Raw genomic sequence first — 17,596 nt, forward strand, 5'->3', positions numbered from 1 at the left:
AATTAATTCCTGCGTTGGGAGAGCACGCGCATTGCACTACGGCGCCCAGAAACAACTCTCCCGCCAGAGGGCGGGAGATTGGGTGGTTCGACTGGTGGTGTCGGTTCCGGACCGGTCCCGTCCGTTTCGGGATCGGGTTCTGCCTCGGATTGATCCGGCTCGGGTGGGTCAAACAACGCACCCTGACGGATCTGTGCATCGAGCCCTGCCCAGTCTTGCTCCCGCATCAAATGCGTTTTCAGGGAACGGGCCGCGTGCAACGCATACGTCTCGCAGTCGGTACCTTCGTTCGGTTGGCCGGCCTTTTTCTGCCAGACCTTGCGGTAGTGGTGTCGCCGGCTGGGCGCCTTCACTTCGGCGGTGATTTGCCGGAAATAATCCGGGCGCACCGTTTTGTAAAAGTGCATCCGACCAGGGCCATCACCGGTCAATGGCAGACGGCCCTCAATCCACAGATCCTTGGCCCGCGAGGTACCGACAATGTAAGGGCGCAGACCGTACTTCGAGGCCTTTTGCTCTTTGTCAGTGTCGACGCCTTGCCGAGGCGCGCTGAAGATTTCCCGGCGCTCATCGTCGCGGGTGTTGCCACGTTCGCTCGCGCCCTTGATCGCCATCACGCCGTTGCGCTGATGCTTACGGCAAAACGCATACGCCGCGTCCTGGGTGATGGTGCCGTCCGAGGTATCCAGCGAAGTTGCCAGCACCCTCAGCTTGGCGCCGCAGGCGTGTGGGATCGGCGCAAACAGCAACTTTTCCAGATCCAGCCAGACTCCCTGGTCAGGCAGCACCACCTCGCCGTAGATCTCGCCCCAGTAGATCAGCCAGGATTCCTCGCCTCGGCCCCAGGCCCGCATCACCACCGCCAGACGATCGTGCTGCACGTCGACACCGGCGGTGATCACCAGGCCCGCCATTGGCACAAACATTTCCGGGTAGTCCTCCGCTCGCTCAGCCAGTTTATCGGCCTCGGGCAGATCGGATTTGTACTCGTACGCACGACCCTGTTTCTGGTTGACGAACTTGATCAGCAACGACAGGTTGCCAATCGACGCCTGGTGTTCGGCGTTGAGTTTCTCCCGCACGATGTCGGCCAGGCTGGTACCGGGGAGGCATGCGTACAGTTCGTTCAGCTCAATAAACCCGGCACGCCCAGCAAATGGCTTTGTTGCCACCCAGCCGCAATAAGGGTCGCCAGCGTCGATCGCGTTGAACACCGTGTTGCGGATGTTCTCTTTGCGCTGGTAGTCATCCCAAATTTCGCCACAATGCGGGCAACCGTAGCCGGCGGTCTCTGGATCCGCACGGCCGTAGATCTCGTGTGGCTGGGCGTCCTCTTCAATGTCGAGCCACTTGATATGGGCGAAATCCAACACATGCGACTGGCCGCACGCGTGGCAGATGATCGGCAACACCCGGCAATCGGTCTGGGCCAGGCGCGCTTCGGTCTTGCTCGCGCCCTTGATCGCCGGAGTACCGCCCACCAGCATCTTCGAGCCGGGGTAGCGCTTGCCGCGCTCCTCCAGCAGGGCGATCGCATCACCCTGCCCCTTCACGTCGTCGCTGGTGTCGTCCGGTTCCTCCACCACCGACAAGCCCACCGAGGACGTGGACTTGACGTTGCCGGGAGAATTCGACGCCACCAGCTTGAGGAACCCGCCCGGGAAGGTCTTATGGTCCCAACGGTTGCCCGAGGTACGGCTGACGTCGACCGGCATCAACTTGGCCACCTCAGTGTTCGCCGTCACACCGAACTTGAGCTTTTCGTCATGAAAGTTTTTGCCGTCCTTTTCCTTGGCGAACAGGATCATGATCGGGCGCGGCAGGTTATGGATGAACTTGAACAGGTAGCCGATCAAGAACCACGTCCAGCCGATCTGCGCCGCTTTCATCAAGTCGACCTCGCTCACCCGTGGATCGTCCAGAGCGGCGGCAACCCCGAGGAAGTAAGGCGTGTATTGGAAATCGTATAGGCCATGCAGCACGCCGCTTTCGGCGGGCAGGTAAAACTCGGTGCTCAGGTAGTGCGCGGTCGGGATGTCACGCGGCGGGTTGAATTTCCCCGCTGCTGCCGACAAGCTCCGCGCCAAGTTTTCGCGCGTAGCCTGCAATTCGCTCGGTCGTAGGTCCAGCAACTTTGGCCACCACTGTTCGATCTACTGTGAGTTTCTGCACGTTCTCGATTTCCTGAATGATGCGTTCAAGGCCGCCCAGGTATTCCCGGTTTGCGAAACTGGCCCAGTCAGACAGCGCACGCTCTGCCTCACCGGAGGGGATCAGTGAGCGCAGTTTTTCGTAATACACCAACCGTCCGTTGGCTGACTTTTGCTGCAGGTCATCGATCCGCGCTCTGTTGAGCTCCTCAAGTTGGCTGCCCCCGCGCCCAGCGGCTTTCGCGCGCAAATCGCGGATGTAGGCCGTTCGGATCTCGTCCATGCTTGCCGTTTGCCAATCCAGAGTCAGCCCCTTGAGCACGTCGCGGGCATTACGTTCGCTCATGTCCAGATGCTCGGCGATTTCATGTTGGGTTGGCATGGTCTGATCCTGTTGCTGGGAGGGAAGCGGAACCCCCCATGTCGGGTTGAATCTGCAAAAAAGTCGGGGTTCGAATTACCCCGATGGCCCCGCTGCCTGGAAGGACCCATTGATTTTGGGTCGCAGGTCGGCCTGTCAAGCCAAAACCCCGGCAATTCATTGAAAAATCACCGTTTTTTGAGAAAAAATGCTCCGAACCGACAAGAGGTCAACCTCGCTCCATTTCCCGTGCCAGGGCACGTCGGAACAGCGGCTCGAACTCGGCCTCGGCCACTCGATTGGCGACACCGTAAAAGTCAAAGCGCCGGCGATACGTCGGGCGTTTGACGAAGATCAGGATGGGCCGTGCCCCGTTGCCGATACGCTGCCAGATACCCAAAGGGCCGGTGCCGTTGCCAGGCCGCCCCACGAAATAGTCCGGTGCGTTGCGGTTGCGGCGTCGGCTGCGCTTAGTGCGGTTTGCCATGAAGCCCGACACCCGCTCGGCTGCTCCGAGTGCGGACAGGATCTGCACGATCTGGCCGCGACTGATGTTGCCGTTGCCATCCATCCTGGCGCGCCGACCAGGGACGGCGTACATGTCCGCTGGCATCAAGCCGTAGTGGATCAGCGCTTTCTCAAATCGCTTATGTGGTCGGTTGCCACCGTCAATGTGCACCGGCAAGTACTTGGACGCGGGCACACCTGAGCTTGCTTCGTCCTTGATCCACACACGGGCAAACAGGCGGCTGGTCGTGGCACTGCGCTTGAAGACCGAGTTGAGCGTCCAGCGCGTGGGCCGATCAAATACCCGCTCCAGCTCGGCCTTCTCTGCCGCCTGTACGCGTTCAGCGGTGAAGGTCAGCGCTTTGGCAGCGGCTATCGGCACCTTCGACTTGCTGAGCCCACGCATCTCCCTAACGATCTTGTCGATGTTGTCACGCATCTCAAGTCGCATCATGGTCATTGCCTCTGGATGCTTATGGTCCAGCTTCACCGTTGGCTTGCGCTTCACGCAGACCAAGGCGCTTGGCCGCCCAGCGCTCGTACAGCCCGATCGCTACGTCTGCCCCTGCCATCGCCGTGAGGCATCCCAGCGCACCGGACGTCCAGATCGACATGCCTGCCGCATACAGCAGCATGATCGCCGATACCCCGCACACCACGCAGGCGCCGGACCGAAGGGCCAATCGTCGGATCAATGCCCAACCACGCGTCCCTTCCTTGTCCGCTCGCCACATCTCGCCCGACACACCGCCCACCAGGGCCAGGACGATCACTAACCAGATCGGCATTTCTGCCAGCGCTTGCTGTTCGTTCGTCATTGGCCTACTCCGTAAACGAAAAAGCCCTGCACTAGGCAGGGCTCAAAAACGTTGTTGTCTAGTGGATGGGTAGTTCACTACTACGCGAACTCAACCTTCTACTTCTGTCGAGATAGTTATAGCCCGCATTGGTGACGCGCTGGATACGTATATCCGGAGCGTCCCCTTCAACATTGATACAACCCAAATCTACAAGCAGCTCGATATGGCCATCCACGACTACACCGGACCAATGGACACACTCGGCGCTGGAGAATTTGCTGCGAATATCCTTCGCCGATAAATTGAGCTTCCAGTCATCGGAGTCCTTGATGCAGACGTCTAAGATTTTCACCAACAGCTTCTGATCTCGTTCCATTTCTCAGTTCCAAAAGAAAAATTGGCTGTACGAAGTAGTACGTCTGAGGAGAAATGAAAAAACCCGGCGCAAAGGCCGGGTTTTTGGTGAGATCGCTGTTTGCGTACCTCTTTGAACATGACTGATTTATACCCCTCCAGTCCGGTGGCAGCAAGAGCTCAGCGCTGCCACCCTGCAATCAACGGTAATCAACGGTAATCAACGGCAATACACCGGCAATCAACGGACATATAACGTTACTGGCTCTAGCGCCGCAGGCATGGACCCTCTTGTCCCACTGTTTTCAAGAGAGGCGCGACGTCTGAAACACCGATGAATCAAAGCGGCGCCCCTCCGTCCTACTATTTATTACTTTTTCCATGTAAAGGGAGAATTAATAAACGCTGCGCGTACGCGCGCGCGTATGTGGGTGTAAGCGTCACATGCGGGAAAGATGCAAAAAAGGTGGGACGGTGGGCCATCATCAATTAACACGCGGCGCGCAGATGACCCACCCGCCAAAACACTAGCAGGCCGTACAGGGACGCGCCGCACCATCAAGCTACGCGCTCCAGCAGCATGCCTGCGATCTCCAGATGTGCCGAATGCAAGCGCGCATAGAACTGCGTTCGACCACACCCGCAGTGCGCCCATTTCTGGCGTTCTACGCTTTCACGGTTCAGGTAATGCTCTTGCACCACTTGGGCCAGATGCCAGGGCAGACGCTTGTTTACGATCACCTCAATGTCTGCACTCCATGGCAGCAGCATCTTCGAACCGCCGCGTGTGCCTCGAATCAATTCCCCCCGGCAATCGATCAATTGACCCAACATACTGCTGGCAGCCCCGTCAGGGCCACCGCCACCGTGCATGTCGAGCGCCCACAATTTCAACATCTCATCCATTTCCGGGATCAAAATGCGGTCTCCTGCCTGGGCACCGCCGACCCTCGCTTCCACTCCGGCGGTTTCACATACTCATAGCTGCGCACACCACGCACACAGTTACCCTTGCGCCGGCGGGGCCAATTCATCCGATGCATAATCTTGCCGATGCGCATTTGCTCGGGTCTACCCCAGTGGCTTGGATCGATGTTAAGCGCATGCTCAAGCAAGTGCGCGCCCGTCACCGTATCGCCAATATGCTTGTCGGCCAGGTAGCCGACCACCAGGTCTTCCCACATATCTGCCTGATAACGCTGATCCTGCTCAGCTGCGAAAACATCAGCCTCATCGCGCTCCACCCACCAGATGTCACCTGCGCGAAAACAGGCTAACGCTTCGGCCCAGAGTTGATCACGGTCGGCTCGCAGTCCCTCTAGATCAACTTTGGTACACATTACCGGCCAGTAACGGCGGTTGCCCGTATCGTCCTTCAGGTACTCATCCTGGTTGGTCGTGCCGATAAAAACGCTCTGCCGGGGAACATCCAGCATCCGCCGGCCATAGCTCTCGCGGTAGGTATCGATGGGCGATGAGACGAATTGCTTGGCCTTGGTCGACTCTGCCTTGTTCAGTGAGTCCAGCTCGGCCATCTCCACAATCCACTTGCCCCGGATCGCCTGATAGGCGTCTTTGCTGCTCAGATCAAATGACGTATCCATGAACCACTCGCCGCCCAATACCCGCGCAGCCGTGGATTTCCCCTCGCCCTGCAAGCCTTCCAAAATCAACATTGAGTCAGCCTTGCAGCCAGGTCGACACACGCGTGCCACCGCAGAAATCAGCCATCGCTTGCCCACCTTGCGGGTGTACGAACTATCCATAACACCCAACCGATCCTGCAACCAACGCTCAAGGCGTCGCACGCCATCCCACTCAAGGCTATCTAGATACTCTCGCACCGGGTGGTAGGAGTTGTCATTCGCCACCGCACTGACAGCCTCAACAACGTGGGCAGTTTTCACCCGTAGCCCGTAAACATCAGCAAGCCACAGCGCCACCCTGATGTCGTCAAGATCGGTCCAGTCCCCCTTACCACCGCCATACGGAGGTGTACGCAGCTTGCGCGTCTTCGAACTGAACGAATCCCAGGCGATTACGCCGGCCCAGCGTTTATCGTTACCCAGAATCAATGCCACGTTGAATGGGTGTACGATCAATCCTCCTTTTTCAGAATACTGCAGCTTCTCACGCCACCCCTCATCGGTAGAGGGTCGAACCACCGCCAACACCTGGCGGCGCACCGTGTCCATGCCCTCAGCACAGTGCAAGTCGTTAAAATCCGTCCAGCCGTCTTCCCGGTCGTTGTCGAATACCGGCATAACCACCTGCCCACCGACCACAACCGACGCATTGCCAGCCTTGATTACCCCCGCGTTATACGGGTGCCCATTCACTACAGTCTTCCAATCATCATCTGCGCAAAACACCAACTGCCGGCCGGGATACTTTGTGCGCATGGCTTGTGCCACCGGCAGCAAGTTGCCGGCATCAAAGCAAATGCACACCGTCAGTGAGGTCGCCATGTGCAGGCTGGCGCCTGTCGCGTATCCCTCTGCGATCAAAATCACGTCGCCCGGCTCTGGCTCGGGGCCGATCAGATGAAACGCGCCTTCTTTAGCCAAACCGTACGGCCAGTAGGTTTTGTTCCGGCCCGTAGCAGCCTGCTTTTCCGGGTACAGCACTTGTAGCCCGACAATATCGCCCTTCACATTGCGCATCGGCACGAAAGCCGTACCGCTCTTCGCCTTGTAACGCAGACCGATGCCGACTACCCGCTTGGCATCCAAGTAACGCGAACCACCCTTTTCAGATAGGTGCTTCCACATACCAGCAGCTCGCCGGGCGGCAGTGCGGTGCTTTCGGTCCTCAGCCAGGGCGGCCTTGCGCTGGCCTTCCTCGGCCCTGGCGCGCATCACCGCTCGATCTTCAGCGCTCAGCCGCCCGCCCTTTGGCTTGATCTTCTGCCAACTGCCTTTTTCACCCTGACGCCAGTCGCCAAAAGCGCCGCAATACAGTGTTTTGCCGTCACCAGTCAGATGCTCATAGATCACATACCAACCCGTTTTCTCCGGGGCCTTATCACCGTCGCACTCGCAACGCGTTCGCTTACCAATCACCAGTGGGGTTTCTGGTTTAAGCCCGTAGTCCTGCAACTGGGCCAACACATCATCGAGTAGTTCGTGATTGGTCATGCTCGCACCCCACGCCGGTCTGCCAGCTCCTGGCAGTCAGTGCAGCGCGTACAGCCGCGATCAAGCATTGCCAATCGCCGAGCCTCTAGGATGACATCCCCGCAGTCCACGCACTCGAGCGTACATTGGCCTGGATTGGCACTAGGACGCGCGGCCATCGCCACTGCAAGATTAAGAGCAATGACGTTATCAGCAACATCTGCGTTGTCAGACATAGGTCAGATCCTCCGCATGCATCTTGCGGAGCACTGCGCGCAACTTGAACACCGCCTGCACCATCCGCTCGGCCAGCAGTTCAAACTCAGCTAGTTCGTCATCGTCCAATTTGTCATCGGACAATGAGGTCGATACATGCGTGGCTAACTCCCCCTCACGAGAAAGCAACTCGCCAATGCCTGCCATTAGCGACTGCGCCGTGTCGGTGTCGCTCAACTCAGAAACGTCGATTCCCACCCAACCGATGGGATGCAGCAACGCATCTACAATGCGAGGATCGCGCGTGGCATCTAGCACCAATTCAAGATCGCCAATGTTAGGCGTGTGGCTGGTATTGGTCAGACTCAGCTTATGATTGAGGGTGGTGGCGTTGCCACCGTCGATAGCGGCAATGGCAGTAGCTCCGCCCGGGTAGTCACGTGCGGCGTGGAGCAAAGCTTGCGGTAGAGTCAACAGCGAACGCCGTGCGCGCTCAATGGAATTGAACTGTTTACGGTTCATGGCAAAACTCCAAAAACTCTGCCAGTGACCGCCGCACGCCTGTTTGATACAGTTGTGCCGTGGTCACTCACAAGTGGTCGCATGCAGCCGGTTGCTCTGTGGTAGGAAGTCCGGCTGCACCCCAATGGCAAGGCACACGCTCCGCATGTGCCTTGCCGTTACAGCCTGCAGACCGTGGTGGGTTAGCAGGCAACCCGAGGCATCCGTGCCTTGGCAGCGCGATAAAAGGAGGCGGTTTGCATGTGGTTTGCCCGCCTACCCTTGTCGCGACCCGACAGCACTGTGGTGGTGTTTGCCGGGAGGAACTGGGCGGCCCTTGGGTCGCCTTTTTTCTAAGCCTTATGCAGCAGCTTGGAATACAGGGACCGGGAACAGGTCTGGTAGATCTGGACGCAATTCATGAGGTAGAACTTTTCCTTCCGAAGCCCGAGAAACGGAATGAACACGCTCTGTAGGCACCCGCCCAGTCTTGAGCCACTTCCAAACGTGCGGCTGCTTGACGTTGCAGCGACGGGCCAGTTCAGATTGGTTGTTACCACAGGCCTCAAGAACTCGCATTAGCGCGGCATAACCTTCATGGATGGGTCCGGCAGCCTGCTCAGTTTGTTCAAGGCGATTTGTAGTCATGAGAACACCTCAAATGAGTAAACGATGCAAAGATTATAACCTTGGGATTAATCGGTCAACAACTTTAGCTGTTGGACTTTTTATAACCATAGTTATAACCTGCCTCCCATGAACTACTTAGATAAAACTCAGCTGCCTACCCTCGCAGATCGTCTGAATCATGCGATGTCTCAGCGCAACTTCAGTCAGGAAGCTTTAGCTTCAGCTGCTGGTTGCACCCAAGCAAGCATTCAGAAGATAAGCTCTGGAAAGTCCCAAAAAAGCCGATTCCTACCTGCAATTGCGAGAGCCCTTAAGGTTGACGTAGATTGGCTTGAGCTGGGCGTGGTGACTCCCAGTCCCCAATCAACCGACGAAACCACCCGCAAGCTCCAACCACACGACGGAACACCTTTGGTTCTGGGCGAGCTTTCTCTATGGGACGATTTAACCCCAATGGATGCGGGAGAGATCGCTTTACCACTTTATAAAGAAGTTGAGATAGCTTCAGGGTTAGGCAAGTCGTCCGTCCAGATTGACGATGGGCGCAAGGTTTGGTTTTCCAGCTACACATTGCGCAAAGCAGGCGTAGATCCTTCTAATGCCGCGTGCGCCACAAACAAAGGGAACTCTAACCACCCCCTAATCCTGGATCGCGCGACGCTTGGCGTTGATAAAGGAACGACGAAGATCATCGACGGGCAAATCTATGCCCTCGACCATGACGGTCTTTTAAGGGTCAAATTCCTTTACCGTGTCCCCGGCGGTATTCGTCTACGAAGCTACAATTTTGAAGAATTCGCCGACGAGGACTACTCCTTCGAGGAAGTGATGGAGCAACGCATCCAAATAATCGGAAGGATTTTTTGGTGGTCCACCCTCAACCCGATAAATTCTTCACTCCTCCCCAAAAATTAATCTTTAGGTTATTGCGCCAAATTAAAACCTAAGTTATTTTTGCCTCACTCTTCCACCACAGAGTGAGGCAATTCCCATGCAAACCGCAACGTTACACGTCCTACCAACGTGCCCAGAAAGCCGCGTTTTCGAGGTGCGCCGCCTAGCCATAATCCACGGCTGCGCCTTCGCCCCTACCAAACGCAAATCAACCACCAGCCCAACGCCTACCCCCTTCAATCCAGACGATGGAGGGCGTGCAGCATGAGCAGACTATCTCTCAACGCCAGCGCCTACATCCGTCTACAGGCCCAGGTAAACCTTAGCGGCACCTTCAATCACACCCTGAATTCGTGTGATGGCTGCCAATCCGTAGCGGCTCAGGTCGAGATCGAACAGTGCACCGCTGGCATCACGGTGATGGTGCGCATCTGCGGGACACGCAATACCTCAGTCACCCTCGATAAGCACCGCAAAAACAACGCCACGCGAGTTGCGAGCTTTATCGAAGGTATCGCCAATGGCCGCAGCCCTACCGGTGTGCCTGACGTCGATGAGCACGAGGCTGTCAGTGACATAGAGGCGACGCTACGTCTGGCAATCCGCCGTGGGCGCGGCATTTACCATCTGATCGCTGACGAACTGGAGCCTTCTCTAAAGATACAGCGCAACCCACGCGGCGGTTTTATCGCCGTGATCGAAATCGACGACGACGCAGGCTGCCTACTCACCCTACCCGCCGACAACCAGCGCGCTTACGTAATCTTGGCTGAAAACCTTAATCAATTCCTGCAGGGCTACCGCAACAGCCTCGCGGCCGCCGCGTGAGGTGCCTACATGAGCATATCCCTCAAACGCGCAGCCCAACGCCTTGGTCTGGGTCACCGCGAATTGATGAAACGCATGCGCGACAAAGGTTTGCTGGATAAAAAAAACCTGCCAGCAAACCCAGCCGCAACCAAAGACTTTTTGGTCACCCGCGAGAGCCGCTGGTTTCACGAGGAGTACGGGATGCAATACCAACGTACCACTCGCGTGACTGAGATCGGCATCTCCTGGCTAGCCAACCAGATCGGTATTGAACGCCCAGCACCACCCGCCGCGCCTGACCCGCGAGAAGTCGCGTAATGAGACAGCCTGAAGCATGGCCGCGCCAGTACGCCCGCCAGATCACAGCGATGCGATCCCGCGAGGAACGCATTGCCGCGCTGGCAGAAGTACCGGAGCACCTACGCGATCTAGTACGCACCCACGTTGAAATCGCCTGGAACCACCCCCGAGGGAACACACATGGACCGCAAGCTGATTGATACCCTACTGATTGAGCTGCTGAACCTGCCCGAAGAACGCCGTACGCCCGAAAAAATTTTGGCCAACCTCACACTGGCCGCCACAGCTGCTGGCATTTCCCTCGAAGCCAGCGCCGCACCGCTGCAGATCGAACACCTACAACTGGCGGCTGCTCTTGACCATCTCGTCATCGATCTCGGCCCCAACTATCGCGCCCGCGCCATGCTGCGCCTCGGCTATGGCATTGAGGGAGTTGAGCTAGGTGCCGTGCTCGAACCGCTAGACAGCACCTCCCCACTGCCGCGCTTCGTGGCCTTTGGCAATACAGCACGCACAGCATTGGCAGCTATCAACCGCGATATTCGAGCCAGTAACCAACCCCATGCCAAAGCAGCGCCGCAACGTAGGCCCGGAAAGCTGACGCTCGGCACGCTCAAGGCCCAAGTAGATAAGGCGAACGCAGCATGACGGCCTCTGTACAGCGCGAACTGCGCCTGCCGATAGCGCCCAGAAGTCAAACCGTTGACCTGCTGTACCGAACCCTCGGGGATCTGCTCGTACCCGTCGAACAGGTACGTGAACGCTACTTCAGCAATCTCAACCAGGACAACTTCACTCGCGCACTGACAAGCGGCCGTGTAGCGCTACCCATCACCACTCTGGATACCAGCGCCAAGCGCCCCCGTTTTATCGACATCCGCCATCTGGCCATCTTCATTGATACCCAGGCTGATGCCGCAGACGAAGAACTGACAAACACTCAACCCCAGCCAGACGAGCGATGAATCTTTAACCGACACACTTCGATAACAGCTGCACCACCGCAACCGCTGCACCACCAGCCAAGCGGAACACAACAGTAGGAGCAAACCACATGACGGCATTTGAAATTTTCGCATTAATCAGCTTCGTAATTGCACTCGCCATTCTGTACTGGGTCGGGTACCGAGGCGGCTTAAGGGACGGCTGGAGCGAAGGCTACGACGACGGCCACGCTAAGGGCTACATCCTGGGCATTGAGGAGGGCGAGTCATCGGGCGCTACTGCTCTCGAAAACGCCACACGGAGATGTGAACGCCTGGAACTGATTTTGATCAGGGAACCCCAGGACCGTCAGATCCTTCTGGCCATCGCGGGAAAACTCAAACTCGCCGCCGATTTCTTCCACGCCATCAAATCGGAAAGCCACGCAACTCAAGCACTCATTTTACGTGACCACGCGTTGAACATGGCCGACGAGTTGAATTCCTTCTATCAGGAGGATGCAGCATGAGTCGCGCTATCCCAATGCTGCGTCTGACGCCCCAAGCCGCTGGAACACTGCAACAGCAGTACACCGAGGCCATGAAGGAACTGAGCGCATTAACACGCCACAACAAAGAATTTGACCGACAGTTGAAAGCGCTGATTGGTTACGACGCACTCCGCGAATTGCATAAAACAACTGACAACGCCCTGCTGCTGGCCGATCTCGTGAAGGAGGCCGCATGAACTGGATCCTCACCCACACCGGCAAGCGTTTTGATCTGTTCGAGCCTGACGCCGACATGATCGATCCACGGGACATCTCCCACTCACTGGCACACCTCTGCCGCTTCAATGGGCATACCCGCGAGTTCTACAGCGTGGCTCAACACAGCTGCATCGTCGCCGAGCTGGTGCCGGAAAAACACAAGCTCGCCGCCTTACTCCACGACGCGCCAGAGGCGTACCTGGGCGACATGACCAAGCCACTTAAGCAGTGGATACATGCATACCAAGACTTTGAAGACTGGGTATGGCAACGCGTGTGCCAGCGCTTCGACATTGCTGCGGAACTTCCTGCATGCGTTCACCAGGCAGACTTGATTGCGCTGGCCACCGAACGCCGCGACCTCATGCCAACCGATCCGGCTATATGGGATTGTTTGGTCGGCATACAACCCATGGCTGAAATCATCCGTCCATGGCCTGCCGCAGAAGCCCGACTCACCTATCACCAGCGCCTGATGGACCAACTCGCTGTCGAACATCGGAGGAAAGCGGCATGAAGAACCAACAGGAAAACATCAGCGCCGTGGCCGCTTTACTCCGCAGCACCAGTGGTGTCGACACGCCAGAAACAAACAGTCTCAGCTGCGCAGCAGCAGGCATTACTGCTCCTTCCAGCGTCACTACCAAGGCACGTATACCCCACGAAAAGCTGCGCGGGGCAGCGGTCAGCGATGCAACGCATACCGCTTCAGGACGCCCGCCCGCGCAGCTTGTCGTGGGGTATGCGCACGCTTCGGGACATATAAGCGTGGCTCAGCCGAGGGGTGCCGTATGACGGTCTTTCTTTTGCTCTACCTGTGCGCAGACGCCACACGAACGAACTGCCAGGTATTGCTAGCTCAGCATTGGAATGGACCGGACGCATACGAGCAGTGCATTGGCACCATTCCTGGGCTCACCAAAGCACTGACAGCCCCCAACCGGAAACGGCACCGCTTCGTGTGTGAGATCCAGTCTGACGGCGCACAACCTGCTGAACAGAAATTACCGCCGTCGCGTGCTCATCAATCGTTTCGGATGTAACAGGAAGAGGTGCATCAATGACTACGCACAACATCATCAGCCTCAGCGGCGGCAAAGACAGCACGGCGACGCTGTTGGTCGCAATTGCCTTAGAGGCACCCAACCTGCAGGCCGTCTTCGCGGACACCGGCAACGAGCACCAACAGACCCACGAGTACCTGGATTACCTGGAACAAGCTACACGCACGAAAATAACCCGCGTGCGTGCTGATTTCACCCAGCGTATTGAAGGCAAGCGCCGATTCATCGAATCGAAATGGCGGGCGCAAGGCATAGCAGAGGAGGTAGTGCTGGCAGCGTTGGACGTGCTGCAGCCAACCGGCAACCCGTTCCTAGACCTGTGCATCTGGAAAGGCCGGTTCCCTAGCCGCAAAGCCCAGTTCTGCACCATAGAGCTGAAACGCGACCCTATGTTTGAACAAGTAGTTATGCCTTTGATGGGTGCCGGCGACATGATCCTGAGCTGGCAAGGTGTACGCGCTGAAGAATCGCTTAACAGGCGATATTTGCCCGAGTGTGACGAAGTGGGCGGCGGCCTATTTAACTACCGGCCGATCTTAAAGTGGGATATTCCAGCAGTGTTCGAGGCTCACCGCTACATGGGTATCAAACCGAATCCGCTTTATTCCCAGGGCATGGGGCGCGTCGGCTGCATGCCCTGCATCAACTGCCGCAAGGATGAATTACGCGAAATTGCCCTCCGGTTCCCTGACGTGATTGACCGGATCGATCGCTGGGAGCGAACTGTCCAGCAGGCCAGCAAACGCGGCGCCGCCACGTTCTTTGCAGGGTCAAACGCCAAGCATCCAAAGGGCTCTATTGCCAACATGAGTGCGATCGAAGTGATGGAGATCGCTAGCATTCGCCAGGCCGTCGAGTGGTCCAAGACCGCTCGAGGAGGTATCCAGTACGACCTGATGATTGCAACAGATGCGCAGGCCTGCTCCAGCGCATACGGACTCTGTGACACAGATCCTGAACTCGTGAAAACACCGGAGGCAGCATGAGCGCAGCAGAAAAACTCGACTTCAACATCACCCCCGGCGCATGGTTTCGCCAGGATCTGCTGTACCCGGTCTTCGGCCTAAGCACCGAAGCGGTTCGCAAATACCGCTCCCGAGGTCTGTGGCTTGAGGGCAAGCACTGGCGTTACGACCCAGCTAACGTGATCGTCTACAACCGCGCGGCCATTGAGCGTTGGATGGAAGGGAAGCCATGATCAACAAGATGCCAACTGGCGTGGAGATGAACGGCAAGCAACTCCGCATCTGGTTCATCTTCAACGGTCAACGGTGCCGGGAACCACTGGAAGGGATCTCGAAGGTAAACAAGGCCGCGATCGCCTACGCCGACAACAAGCGACGTACCATTCTCGCGGAAATCAAAGAGGGCCGCTTCGACTATGCGGCCCACTTTCCCAAATCGCCAAGAGCTGCCATGTTCACCGGGACTGGCGGTCCTTCGCTCAAGCGTACCGTAAAGGAAGGTATTGACCGCTGGCTGGAGGTTCAACGCGCGCTCAAAGCTTCGAGCACCGTCATCAACTACGTCAGTAAAGCTGTGCACGTCGAGAACAAATTCGGCAAGCGTCGAATCGTCGACATCAGTAAGAGCGACATCGAGTTGTTTCAAGCACAGTTACTCAAGCAAGGCTTGGCCCCGAAGACAGTGAATGACATTTTTACCGTCATCCGAGGTATCTGGGCCGATGCATTCGGCGATGGCATCCTGAAAGCTAACCCGCTCGACAGGATCAGCAACGTCGGATCGGACGTCGACCTGGAGCATGCCGACCCTTTTAGTCGTACCGAGATCAAGCTGATCGCCGAAGCAGATCCTGACCGCCGAACTGACACCAGGATGATTGAGTTCAACTGCTGGGCCGGATTGTCCCTTTCCGAGCTCATCGGACTCGCCGTTGAAGACGTAGATCTTGAAGCCGGCCTGGTACACGTCCGCCGCGCACTGGTGGTAGGAGAATTCAAAGTCCCCAAAGAGCGCTCCAGGGTTCGAGCCATCGAACTCATAGACCCAGCCCTCGTACTAATGAAAGAGATAGTTGCCGCCGCAAAGGAAGCTGTAGCCGAAGAGATCACCGTTATCCAACGCGACAACATCACGTCCAAGAAGATGAAAGTCAGGTTCCTTTTCCGCAGTTCGACCAGCGGTTTACTCTGGAACGGCAAGACATTAAGCAACTGGTTCACTGCCCATCTGAAAAAAGCAGAGGTCCGCCACCGAGGCGCCAACCAATGCCGCCACACGTTTGCCAGTCAAATGCTGTCGAGTTACGTTCCGGTCGAATGGGTGGCCAGGCAACTGGGGCACGCCGATACAACCATGGTGCGAAAGCATTACGGGAGATGGATACCGAAGGACACCAAGAGCATGGCGGGTATCGTGTCAAAAATGTTGGGGTTTAGGCCGGACTAGAGCGGTATACAGGGAAAGGTTTTTGCCCTAAAAATGCCCTAAATGGTATGAAGAAAACGAAAAAGCCCCTGTAATCTCTAACGATTACAGGGGCTTAGTCTTATTCAATAATGGCGGAGAGATAGGGATTCGAACCCTAGGTACCGGTGAAGGTACAACGGATTTCGAATCCGTCCCATTCGGCCACTCTGGCATCTCTCCAACGGCGCGCATCATAACAGCCTGTTTCGTGGAAGCAAAGCGCAGAAGCGATTTTTTTCCGTGCTATCAGATGCTTGCGTCGATTAAAGCGGTACGCCGAGACGCTTGGCGACTTCTTCGTAGGCTTCGATCACATCACCGAGGCCTTGGCGGAAGCGGTCCTTGTCCATCTTCTTCTTGGTGTCCTTGTCCCACAGGCGGCAGCCGTCCGGGCTGAATTCGTCGCCCAGGACGATGGAGCCGTCGTGGAACACGCCGAATTCCAACTTGAAGTCCACCAGCAGCAGGCCTGCGTCGTCGAACAGCTTGCTCAGCACGTCGTTGACCTTGAGGGACAACTCCTTCATGCGTGCCAGTTGCTCAGCGGTGCCCCAGCCGAATGCCACGACGTGGGATTCGTTGATGAACGGGTCGCCCTTGGCGTCGTCCTTCAGGAACAGCTCGAACGTGTAAGGGTTGAGCTTGAGGCCCTCTTCGACGCCCAGGCGCTTGACCAGGCTGCCGGCTGCGTAGTTACGCACGACGCATTCCACCGGGATCATGTCCAGCTTCTTCACCAGGCACTCGTTGTCGCCCAGCAGTTTGTCGAATTGGGTCGGAATGCCGGCCGCTTCGAGTTTCTGCATGATGAAGGCGTTGAACTTGTTGTTCACCATGCCCTTGCGATCAAGTTGTTCGATGCGCTTGCCGTCGAACGCCGAGGTGTCGTTGCGAAACAGCAGGATCAGGCGGTTGGCGTCGTCGGTCTTGTAAACCGACTTGGCTTTGCCGCGGTAGAGTTCTTCACGTTTTTCCATGATGGGCTCCGCTTTGAGTGAGGTGGGCTAGGCGATATGTCGCCAGTCGAGCCCTGAATCTTGATCGGCCAGTTGCAGCCAGTCCGGGTCGCACCCGAGGGTGTCGACAAAACATTGCCGGGCAAGCGTCGGCAGGTTGTTCTTGCTGCTCAAGTGGGCCAGGACCAGGTGTTGCAGGTCTTGCCAACCCAACTCATACACCAGGTACGCCGCCTGATGGTTGTTCAAATGTCCCAATTCGCCGCCGACCCGTTGCTTGAGAAAGTACGGATAGTGACCGCGAGCCAGCAGGTCTCGGCAGTGGTTGGACTCGATCATCAAGGCATCGAGGTTCCGGTAGCCGTCCAGCACCTTGGCGCAGTAGGAGCCCAGGTCGGTGAGCACGCCGAAACGCCGCTCTCCGTCACTGAATACATACTGCGTCGGTTCCTGGGCATCGTGCGCCACGGCAATCACATCGATGCTCAGGGCACCGATTTGCAGCTGCTCGCCACCAGCCAGGAAACCTGCGGGTTCTATGGGTTTGCGCATCCCGCGCAATGTGCCGCGACTGAGGTACACCGGAAGATTGTAGCGCCGAGACAGCAAACCCACGCCATGCACGTGGTCGGCATGTTCGTGGGTCACCAGAATCGCGCTCAGCTGCGAGGGGTGAACCCCCAGGCGCAGCAGGCGCCGCTCGGTTTCCTTTAACGAGAAACCACAATCCACCAGCACGTACGTGTCGTCATGGGCGACCAGCGTGCCGTTCCCTTGGCTACCGCTGCCGAGAACGGCAAAACGCATCGGA

General features: G+C 57.2%; 22 protein-coding genes and 1 tRNA gene. 11 read left to right on the forward strand and 12 right to left on the reverse strand.

Annotated features, from left to right (window positions below):
* Positions 1–2 precede the first annotated feature (2 nt).
* The 9 genes from HDC32_RS12925 to HDC32_RS12970 all read right to left on the reverse strand — a co-directional run bounded on the left by HDC32_RS12925 (position 3) and on the right by HDC32_RS12970 (position 8,653).
* A complete protein-coding gene (locus HDC32_RS12925) occupies positions 3–2,075 on the reverse strand; it encodes a phage terminase large subunit family protein (RefSeq protein WP_221461957.1) in 2,073 nt (690 codons plus the stop codon).
* Positions 2,038–2,532: a hypothetical protein gene (locus HDC32_RS12930; protein ID WP_092484766.1), complete on the reverse strand. Its 495-nt coding sequence runs from the start codon at positions 2,530–2,532 to the stop codon at positions 2,038–2,040. The genes HDC32_RS12925 and HDC32_RS12930 overlap by 38 nt, the downstream gene beginning before the upstream one ends.
* Before the next feature lie 208 nt (positions 2,533–2,740).
* Complete coding sequence (locus tag HDC32_RS12935) at positions 2,741–3,472, reverse strand: hypothetical protein (protein WP_141605306.1); 732 nt, start codon at positions 3,470–3,472, stop codon at positions 2,741–2,743.
* Between the two features lie 19 nt (positions 3,473–3,491).
* Positions 3,492–3,836 (reverse strand): phage holin family protein, encoded by a 345-nt coding sequence (locus HDC32_RS12940; protein ID WP_065927355.1) that lies wholly within the window; start codon positions 3,834–3,836, stop codon positions 3,492–3,494.
* Positions 3,837–3,894: 58 nt separating this feature from the next.
* Positions 3,895–4,194: a hypothetical protein gene (locus tag HDC32_RS12945; RefSeq protein WP_092484772.1), complete on the reverse strand. Its 300-nt coding sequence runs from the start codon at positions 4,192–4,194 to the stop codon at positions 3,895–3,897.
* Between the two features lie 536 nt (positions 4,195–4,730).
* Positions 4,731–5,069, reverse strand: coding sequence for a hypothetical protein (locus HDC32_RS12950; protein WP_409438477.1), 339 nt, complete (start codon positions 5,067–5,069; stop codon positions 4,731–4,733).
* Between the two features lie 17 nt (positions 5,070–5,086).
* Positions 5,087–7,309 (reverse strand): VapE domain-containing protein, encoded by a 2,223-nt coding sequence (locus tag HDC32_RS12955; RefSeq protein ID WP_092484775.1) that lies wholly within the window; start codon positions 7,307–7,309, stop codon positions 5,087–5,089.
* Positions 7,310–7,516: 207 nt separating this feature from the next.
* Positions 7,517–8,026: a phage regulatory CII family protein gene (locus HDC32_RS12965; protein WP_074844100.1), complete on the reverse strand. Its 510-nt coding sequence runs from the start codon at positions 8,024–8,026 to the stop codon at positions 7,517–7,519.
* A gap of 339 nt (positions 8,027–8,365) precedes the next feature.
* Complete coding sequence (locus HDC32_RS12970; RefSeq protein ID WP_141605302.1) at positions 8,366–8,653, reverse strand: YdaS family helix-turn-helix protein; 288 nt, start codon at positions 8,651–8,653, stop codon at positions 8,366–8,368.
* A gap of 108 nt (positions 8,654–8,761) precedes the next feature.
* On the opposite strand from HDC32_RS12970, the gene HDC32_RS12975 reads away from it, so the two are divergent.
* The 11 genes from HDC32_RS12975 (at position 8,762) to HDC32_RS13025 (ending at position 15,808) form a co-directional block, all read left to right on the forward strand.
* On the forward strand, positions 8,762–9,550 hold the full coding sequence (locus HDC32_RS12975) for a helix-turn-helix transcriptional regulator (RefSeq protein WP_184744329.1): 789 nt from the start codon (positions 8,762–8,764) through the stop codon (positions 9,548–9,550).
* A 243-nt stretch (positions 9,551–9,793) separates the two neighbouring features.
* Positions 9,794–10,357, forward strand: a complete 564-nt coding sequence (locus HDC32_RS12980) for a hypothetical protein (RefSeq protein WP_184744331.1) — start codon at positions 9,794–9,796, stop codon at positions 10,355–10,357.
* 9 nt (positions 10,358–10,366) lie between these two features.
* Positions 10,367–10,657, forward strand: a complete 291-nt coding sequence (locus tag HDC32_RS12985; RefSeq protein WP_184744333.1) for a phage antirepressor KilAC domain-containing protein — start codon at positions 10,367–10,369, stop codon at positions 10,655–10,657.
* Positions 10,658–10,819: 162 nt separating this feature from the next.
* Entirely contained in the window at positions 10,820–11,287 is a 468-nt protein-coding gene (locus HDC32_RS12990; RefSeq protein WP_141605297.1) for a hypothetical protein, read from the forward strand.
* Positions 11,284–11,604 (forward strand): pyocin activator PrtN family protein, encoded by a 321-nt coding sequence (locus HDC32_RS12995; protein ID WP_184744335.1) that lies wholly within the window; start codon positions 11,284–11,286, stop codon positions 11,602–11,604. Before HDC32_RS12990 ends, HDC32_RS12995 begins: the two co-directional genes overlap by 4 nt.
* Before the next feature lie 89 nt (positions 11,605–11,693).
* A complete protein-coding gene (locus HDC32_RS13000) occupies positions 11,694–12,092 on the forward strand; it encodes a hypothetical protein (protein ID WP_184744337.1) in 399 nt (132 codons plus the stop codon).
* Positions 12,089–12,310, forward strand: coding sequence for a hypothetical protein (locus HDC32_RS13005; protein WP_184744339.1), 222 nt, complete (start codon positions 12,089–12,091; stop codon positions 12,308–12,310). Before HDC32_RS13000 ends, HDC32_RS13005 begins: the two co-directional genes overlap by 4 nt.
* A complete protein-coding gene (locus HDC32_RS13010) occupies positions 12,307–12,849 on the forward strand; it encodes a phosphohydrolase (RefSeq protein ID WP_184744341.1) in 543 nt (180 codons plus the stop codon). The genes HDC32_RS13005 and HDC32_RS13010 overlap by 4 nt, the downstream gene beginning before the upstream one ends.
* Before the next feature lie 543 nt (positions 12,850–13,392).
* Positions 13,393–14,382, forward strand: a complete 990-nt coding sequence (locus HDC32_RS13015) for a phosphoadenosine phosphosulfate reductase family protein (RefSeq protein ID WP_184744343.1) — start codon at positions 13,393–13,395, stop codon at positions 14,380–14,382.
* Positions 14,379–14,594 (forward strand): excisionase family protein, encoded by a 216-nt coding sequence (xisR, locus tag HDC32_RS13020; RefSeq protein WP_090408080.1) that lies wholly within the window; start codon positions 14,379–14,381, stop codon positions 14,592–14,594. The genes HDC32_RS13015 and xisR overlap by 4 nt, the downstream gene beginning before the upstream one ends.
* Entirely contained in the window at positions 14,591–15,808 is a 1,218-nt protein-coding gene (locus HDC32_RS13025; RefSeq protein ID WP_184744345.1) for an Arm DNA-binding domain-containing protein, read from the forward strand. Before xisR ends, HDC32_RS13025 begins: the two co-directional genes overlap by 4 nt.
* A gap of 111 nt (positions 15,809–15,919) precedes the next feature.
* Here HDC32_RS13025 and HDC32_RS13030 read toward each other — a convergent pair.
* The 3 genes from HDC32_RS13030 to HDC32_RS13040 form a co-directional block, all read right to left on the reverse strand.
* Positions 15,920–16,009 (reverse strand) — tRNA-Ser (locus tag HDC32_RS13030).
* 83 nt (positions 16,010–16,092) lie between these two features.
* Positions 16,093–16,806, reverse strand: coding sequence for a phosphoribosylaminoimidazolesuccinocarboxamide synthase (gene purC / locus HDC32_RS13035; RefSeq protein ID WP_027604309.1), 714 nt, complete (start codon positions 16,804–16,806; stop codon positions 16,093–16,095).
* A 27-nt stretch (positions 16,807–16,833) separates the two neighbouring features.
* Positions 16,834–17,592 (reverse strand): MBL fold metallo-hydrolase, encoded by a 759-nt coding sequence (locus HDC32_RS13040; protein ID WP_027604310.1) that lies wholly within the window; start codon positions 17,590–17,592, stop codon positions 16,834–16,836.
* Between the last annotated feature and the right edge of the window lie 4 nt (positions 17,593–17,596).

This window comes from Pseudomonas sp. JAI120, from assembly GCF_014207255.1.
Classification (GTDB): domain Bacteria; phylum Pseudomonadota; class Gammaproteobacteria; order Pseudomonadales; family Pseudomonadaceae; genus Aquipseudomonas.